At 58.9% G+C, this 6,664-nt stretch carries 7 protein-coding genes; 1 reads left to right on the forward strand and 6 read right to left on the reverse strand.

Going from position 1 to position 6,664, the window contains the following annotated elements:
- Positions 1-19: 19 nt before the first annotated feature.
- From ABEA39_RS18760 to ABEA39_RS18770, 3 genes are all read right to left on the reverse strand, one after another.
- Complete coding sequence (locus ABEA39_RS18760; RefSeq protein ID WP_345377502.1) at positions 20-1,489, reverse strand: ATP-dependent nuclease; 1,470 nt, start codon at positions 1,487-1,489, stop codon at positions 20-22.
- Positions 1,490-1,632: 143 nt separating this feature from the next.
- Complete coding sequence (locus ABEA39_RS18765) at positions 1,633-2,052, reverse strand: DUF3024 domain-containing protein (protein WP_345377503.1); 420 nt, start codon at positions 2,050-2,052, stop codon at positions 1,633-1,635.
- The gene (locus ABEA39_RS18770) at positions 1,955-2,545 is read right to left on the reverse strand and encodes a recombinase family protein (protein ID WP_345377504.1); all 591 of its coding nucleotides are present in this window, start codon (positions 2,543-2,545) and stop codon (positions 1,955-1,957) included. Before ABEA39_RS18770 ends, ABEA39_RS18765 begins: the two co-directional genes overlap by 98 nt.
- A gap of 288 nt (positions 2,546-2,833) precedes the next feature.
- On the opposite strand from ABEA39_RS18770, the gene ABEA39_RS18775 reads away from it, so the two are divergent.
- On the forward strand, positions 2,834-4,825 hold the full coding sequence (locus ABEA39_RS18775) for a hypothetical protein (RefSeq protein ID WP_345377505.1): 1,992 nt from the start codon (positions 2,834-2,836) through the stop codon (positions 4,823-4,825).
- A 332-nt stretch (positions 4,826-5,157) separates the two neighbouring features.
- Here the strand turns inward: ABEA39_RS18775 and ABEA39_RS18780 are convergent, their stop codons facing one another.
- The 3 genes from ABEA39_RS18780 to ABEA39_RS18790 form a co-directional block, all read right to left on the reverse strand.
- Positions 5,158-5,352 carry a hypothetical protein gene (locus tag ABEA39_RS18780; protein ID WP_345377506.1) on the reverse strand — a complete coding sequence of 65 codons (195 nt, stop codon included), beginning with the start codon at positions 5,350-5,352 and terminating at the stop codon, positions 5,158-5,160.
- Between the two features lie 127 nt (positions 5,353-5,479).
- Positions 5,480-5,860, reverse strand: coding sequence for a hypothetical protein (locus tag ABEA39_RS18785; RefSeq protein ID WP_345377507.1), 381 nt, complete (start codon positions 5,858-5,860; stop codon positions 5,480-5,482).
- On the reverse strand, positions 5,857-6,537 hold the full coding sequence (locus ABEA39_RS18790) for a ParA family protein (RefSeq protein ID WP_345377508.1): 681 nt from the start codon (positions 6,535-6,537) through the stop codon (positions 5,857-5,859). Before ABEA39_RS18790 ends, ABEA39_RS18785 begins: the two co-directional genes overlap by 4 nt.
- Positions 6,538-6,664: the final 127 nt, after the last annotated feature.

A 6,664-nucleotide genomic window follows, 5' to 3' on the forward strand; every position in this document is an offset into this window, starting at 1 on the left:
CCTAGGAGCCACCGACAGCCTACTTCTGCAGGCGTTCAACGATGGCTACCAGGGCATCCGTCGACGCCCGGAGCTCCGCGTCGGTGACCGGTGCATTGAGGCCATTTTCGGGATGATGGATGGTGTTGCGGATGTAGACCGTGAGTGTTCTGGACGTAGAGGACCCGCTGGGACGTAGCCACGTTTTTGATTTGGCGATCCCCTCCGCGAGCAGGAAATCGTCGAGCTCTCCTTCTTTAGCCGACGAACTATCTGCTTTCGCGGTTTCGACGTGCCTTGTGATGTGGCCGTAGAGCTCGTTGTGGAATTCGTGGCTACAAATATTGAAGGCCCGGTAATTGATCTCGCCCCACGTGGGTTCGCCGACGCCGAAAAGGCCGAACGTCGTCGAGGTGTCGATCCGACGATCGGCACCCTGCCCAGCGATGACGGCGAGCTGGTGCCTTGTGCTGTCGAATTTGCGGATTAGGTAGGGCGAGTGGGTGATGATGAACACCTGCTCCTTCTCGCCGATAGCGCTTAGCGCATCCCCGAGGCGGAGTTGCGCGGTGGGATGGAGCCACGTTTCTGGCTCGTCCAGCATCAAGATCAGTGGTGTCGGGTTGTCTTGGTCGCCGAGCGCTTCCGACTTTGCGTAGAGCTGGATGATGCCGAGAGCGATCGCTCGCTGCATTCCTGACCCTTTTCCCTCTACTGGGGTCTCTCCGGCCCCATCATCGACGTGCAGGCGACCTTGTTTCATGAACACGGAGGGGTCTGGCAGAGTGAACTCGAAGCGCATGGCCGCGTGCCCGTATTGTTCGTCAACAAGTGTCTTAATGTCGGCGGCCAGCCGTTTCGTCTCGACCAGGAACGACTCGTCGTCGTCCGGCGCAAAGGCGTTTTGATGGGCCGTCACGAGCCGACCCCACCGGTCTGTCTGGGCGAATCTCTGGAACGCGGCATCCAGCAACCTGCCTAGGGTTTTCGTATTGGCGAAGTCGATGTGGTCACCTGGTTGGGCATCGGCCCAGATCGCCTCGAAATCGAACATCGCCTTGACCTTGGCGTCGATACCGGTCACGTTCTCGAACTGCTTGTGCTCTGGGTGCCAGAAACAGACCGCTTTCACGTTGACGTTCTTGCTCTTGCCGTTTTGGATGATGGTCCGGTCGTCGCTGCTGCGCTCGAGGCGGAGGATGGTTTCGCCGTCGCTTTCGAAGACAAAATCTTTGAGAAGGGCGAATTTTTCTTGGGTGACCAGCGCCTCGACTTCCCCGGCGATCTCGGCCGTAACACGGGTAGGGCCTTCTGCCTTGGTCGAATAGAACGCGTCTGGCGTCCACTTCGTGGCTGTTGGTCCCTCGAAGAGGAACAGCAACGCTTCGAGAACGGTCGATTTGCCGCCGTTGTTGTCCCCGACGAAGTAATTGACTCCCGGTCCGAGATCGAAGGATGTTTCCGCTCGGAAACTTTTCACGTTCTCGACTGTGACGCGTCGAATGTACATAGAACCCCCCAGTTAGTGACCCTCTCCATCGAGGGTGTCCAAACAGACAATAAGCGGAAGCACGCCTTATTCGACGCATCCCGTCCCCATGGCCGCTTGCAGCATTAGATGTGAGCCCCCGCGGCACCAAGGAGCAGGGGCGGTCATCCCCAGAAGATGGGGTCGCCGCTGTCCGCTACGACGTCGAGTAGCTCCTGCACGTGCCGGGTTGCTGGCACCCGGTCATAGCGATGGAACCGAAGGTGCCGGTCACGCCAGTAGAGGGTCCACTGCCTTGTCGTTGCCGTGTAGCGGAGGCGGGCGATGGGAAACCTCGTCCACTCACCAGCCGAGCCATCCCATGGCGGCCGGGTCTCCACGATTGTCACCGCCGTCGCCGTCACATCCGCCTCCACCCGCAACTCGTCCGCGTGCAGAGGCGACGTCTCAGCGACGCACCACTTCTTGATCCGCTGAAGGTCGAGCTCAGGAACTGACACGACTGATCTCCCGAGCACGCCGGTAAAACGTCGACCGCGACAGCCCGAGATCTCGGAGCACACCCGCCGCAGCCTCTCCCCCATCGATCAGACGGATCGCGTTCTGGATCTGCCGGTCGGTGACCTTCTGAGGGCGACCGCCAAGGTCGCCGCCCGAGGTGCGCCGCTTCGCCACGGAGTCGGTGATCCGTTCCCGTTTGATGTCGAGCTCCATCTGCGCCAAAGCCGACATCACCGTGAACACCATCGACCCCATCGGCGTCGACGTGTCCACGTCCCCTCCCCCAAGATTCAACACCCGAAGGCCTGCCGACCTGGCACGGAGGGCTTCGGCGAAGTCGAGCATGTTCTGCGTCGAGCGCCCGAGACGATCCAGCGTCGTCACCACAAGAGTGTCTCCGTCATGAATTGCATCGAGAGCCCGATCAAAGGCCGGCCTCGACGCTCGAGCACCCGAGACCCCGTGATCGACATAGAGGTCGTCTCGACGAACACCCGCAGCGAGCAAGTCGGCCTGCTGCCGATCCGTGTCCTGCTGCTTCGTCGACACCCGGGCATACCCGATCAACTTTCCCAACGACAACCTCCACGTGTCCCAAAACTAACCATGACTACGCCAAGTCAAGCAGACACTTTCGGCACATAGTTATGAGAATTGGGGTGTCGCAGAAACTCGGGAAAATTCGAGCCTCGATTTGAAGAGGCGTGGGACATCCCATTTCCCTAGGAATATGGGACACAGGCTCCGTCTCGGAACTTGCTAGCGCGAGCTACCAAGTCAAAATTGAGCGTCTCTGGACAGGTCTCCCGAGGCCAGCACATCGCGTAAGTTGAGCAAGGGAGAAATGGAAATTGGGGGGCGACGATGACTTTTGGAATAGAGACGCTTGATCAATCAGAGGCCGAAAAAGTTGGGCCCTTATCCGGTCTTGATTACCAAGCGTTCTGGACGGCAGACGCGCCTCATGGATGGCTCGATCAAGCACTGCACGAATTTGCTTCGTGGGCGCGAGAACGGCTTCATTTAGAGGTAGACCTGTCAAAAGACAGCGACGTGTCTAACCCAGATCGAAGTCGACGGGTGCAGGTACTTCACCGCGTCGCCGGACGCGATGTCGGAGTGCGACTGAGGGCCTGGAATTCAAATCACGGAACCACATTCACCGTCACGGTTCTGGCAGTGGATGGACCAAATGGCGGATGGTTATTAGTCCAGGCAAGTTCGTCTGACCGTTCGAGACGAACTGACAAACCGGCCGTCGCCGACCGGATTCTCGCCGTGGTCGATTTTTCGGACATCGGACCGCTGCGTTCTTCGGCACAGCACATCTCCACGAGTCAGATAGATGAACTCGAAGACCTGATCAACCATCCTGATCGTAGATTTCCAGTCATTGTTGCCGCGCCCATAGACGGAATTGATTTCGATCGATGGCTCAAGGCCGTAACTCGATGGACTCGACACTGCGCGGGGATCGCCCACGTCGTGTCACTAGACCCCAACTCCGCGCAAGAGTTCAACCGTCGCCACAACCGCCGAGGAGTCCAAACAGCAACCCTTCGCACGTATCCCCCGGGCACCGACCTGGCGGACCCGGCGGTGGAACAGGCAGCAAGGTGGTTAACTCCGCGCGCGCTGGCCGGCCCTGAACCCAAAGTCGCCCGAATTATCGAGTCCTTCGTCCGCGAATACCAGGTGACGCACCCAGTGCCTCTGGCCTCGCCCGTAAGGGATTGGTCGCGTGCCTTCGACAGATTCGCTGCACAAGAACTCAGGTCCGCTGTCAGTCCCGTGTCTGCCACATTGCAAGATCGCGTTGCAGCACGCCAGGCTGCTCGCAAATCCCAGCCCCAAACAATAACCGTAATTGCCCCACTCGTTTCCCCCGCACCAGAGCTGAGCGAGTTGGCAGACGCCCGTTCCGCCTCGCGCGAGGAAACGGAAATCTCGCTCCTGCGCATCCAGCTTGCAACTAGTGAAGCGAGGCAAGCAGAGGCCGTAAACCGCCTGGAGCATGTCCAAGAATTTCTGTCGCTACCGAACCTCGAAGAGAACTCCTTGCTGGAACTCTTGGATGCCGCGACCCAGACAACACCGGACACTGGCGCCATCGCCCAACTCCTCAGCGACAACGACGATTTAAGGACCAAGGTCGAAGAGTTGGAGGACTTGCTAATCGATGAGCAGGTAAACAACGGCGACCTGAGCCTCGAACGAGACCGTCTCGAAGTTCTCTTCAACTCCCAGGTCAGAGAAACAGCATTTCTACGCGCAAAAGTCGCCGAAACCGACCCGGTAAGCGCCTACAGCTGGGTGGACGAAGGCGAGCCCTCTAACCCACTCGGCGAGTGCCCAACGGACTGGGATGGACTCCTCGCGGACCCCAGACTCGGCTCCAACGGCCTCGTCTTCACGGGCAGTGCCCGGAGAATCAAAGAGGTGGCCAACCTCGACTTGGATGGCGCCGGGTTGCAGGCTGCTTGGGATGCCTTCGGGACTCTCGCGTCCTATCGAACGGCGCGCCTTGCCGGCTCCTGGGACTCGAATGTTCACTCCTTCTGCCAGTCGGGTCCAGTCGAATCTTTCCATGTGCCACCCAACAAGCACGCCCAAGACGAAACCAGCTCCACCCGAAAAGATTCACGTCTGGCCGACCACCGCCTTCTTCCAGTTCCCAAATCAGTTGATGAGTCCGAACACGTCTATATGTGGGCGCACTTCAAACCCTTCAGCTGGTCCGCCCATCAAAAACTTCGCATCCACTACTACGACCAGGTCACCACCGATCAAACAATATATATTGGTCATGTCGGTGCCCATCTTCCTTCGGGATCAACAGACAAAATTCGAAGATAGAGCCGAACCGGATGCCGAGCTGAGGATTTGGCGCCTCGTCGAAGTCGGTGAACAGGTAACCACGACGTGCCCGAGCAATCTCCCGCTCCGTGGGCTCCTGAGCCTCCTGCAAGAGTTAGATGGTGGTCTAAAACGCCACAGAATTGAAGCAACCGCCGCCGCCCGGGCCTCATAGTGTTCGCTCACGCCGACGAAAATCGACGAAGCAGGCCAGCTGCTTCTCCTTGCGGAGTACCAAACCCTGCGAGAAGAATCCGCCCATGCACGTCAAGCGCAACAAGGCACACTCACTTGGAGTTTGTCGACGTGCTGACCGTGGGCGGCTTTCCCTGTTAGTCGTCGACCTCGATTACATCGAAATCGGCCGTGTCGTCGGGATCCAGCGGGTAGTCACCTGGGTTGGACAGGTTCAGAACTTCCCCACCGGTCTGGTAATTACTGGCCTGGGTCAGGCCGTATTCGTTCGCTTCCCCCTCGGTGTCGAAGACTTCGTCGTCTTCCTCGACTGTCCCGTCCGAGTACTTCATTACTACTTTGAAGCCCATGCGCACCCCTCATATCGTGGCTGATCAGAGTGCCCGGAGGTTGAGCTGCTGTCAACTCGACAACCGGGCTGGCTTCCGCGGCGGCTCAAGTTACCGGGGCTCGCAACATCTAATCTGATGCGAGAGCGATGCCCAGGGATCGACGCAGTTCATCCTCTGTGGTTCCGGTCAAGTCATCTCCCCGCTGCATGAGAAGGTCGAGAGCTACCCGGATAAGCGTGTTGTCCGTCAGACGTTCTCCCTCTCCCCCACGCATGGCGTTTAGATCTTTGCGTTTGGCCTCAATCCACTCGATTTGATCCGGCCGCTGCCTCGTCTCTTTTCGTTCGAATGACAACCACTTTGCGGCCCTACTGCTCGTGCGGAGCGGCGCCGCGGCCGCGACCTGCGGCCGCGCCACCGGGATCTCCTGTGCGGTTTGGACATCGATCGTGCCGGCCTGCTGCACAGCCCCACCCAACATGGCGCTCAGGTTTTTTCTCGCGCTCATGCGCTGGTCCTCTCCGTGCTCGTGTTGTTGGCCCAAACAGTCAACAGCTCGGCTGTAACTGCTGAAAGGTCTGCTTGGGCTTTCGCTGTGGCTCGGCTGTAGCTGGCAGGAAAGTCGAGAATGGACATGCCCTCGCCTGCGGCGTCCTCGTAGATTTTGTACTCGCGGAGGAATGATCGGAAGTGCTCGTATCCGGCCCCGTCCAGGAGGTCGTAGAGGCCTAGCGCGTCCCGGTAGCCACGCCCATCCCTCTGACGTGGATCGACTTTATTGGCCAGGACTCGGTACGGCAGGCCGCGCGGGATGACGTGCTCGTTCAAGGTTCGAGTGAGTGGAGCGATTGACAAGGCGCTAGCTTTGCTCGGCAATACGACGAAATCGGAGACGTCGAGTACAGCCGTGAGTACGGGCAGGTCATGGAGCGACCCAGGCGTGTCAACCAACACGACGTCGTAGGGCAGCTCGCGAAGGCGTGAAAGGTTGGCTACGTCGGTGTCAGCCGCGAGGTCGAACGCGAATTCAGGGCCATGCTCGAACCACCAGGCGCTTGATCGCTGTGGATCAACGTCGACTACGAGAACCCTGGACCCTGATGCCGCGAGAGCTGCGGCAAGGTGGATGGTGAGGGTACTTTTGCCCTCTCCGCCCTTCTGTTGTGCCACCGAGACGATGCGCATGTCTTTTCCTCTGATCCATAGTCCGAGTTTCGGAGTTAGTAGTTAGGTCTTCCGAGTTAGTAACTCCGAGTTCCATACTCGGAGTTACTAGTTCGTAGTTCCGAACTTACCGGTACCAGGGTCGCTA

This window comes from Frondihabitans cladoniiphilus (assembly GCF_039544345.1).
GTDB classification, from domain to species: Bacteria; Actinomycetota; Actinomycetes; order Actinomycetales; family Microbacteriaceae; genus Frondihabitans; species Frondihabitans cladoniiphilus.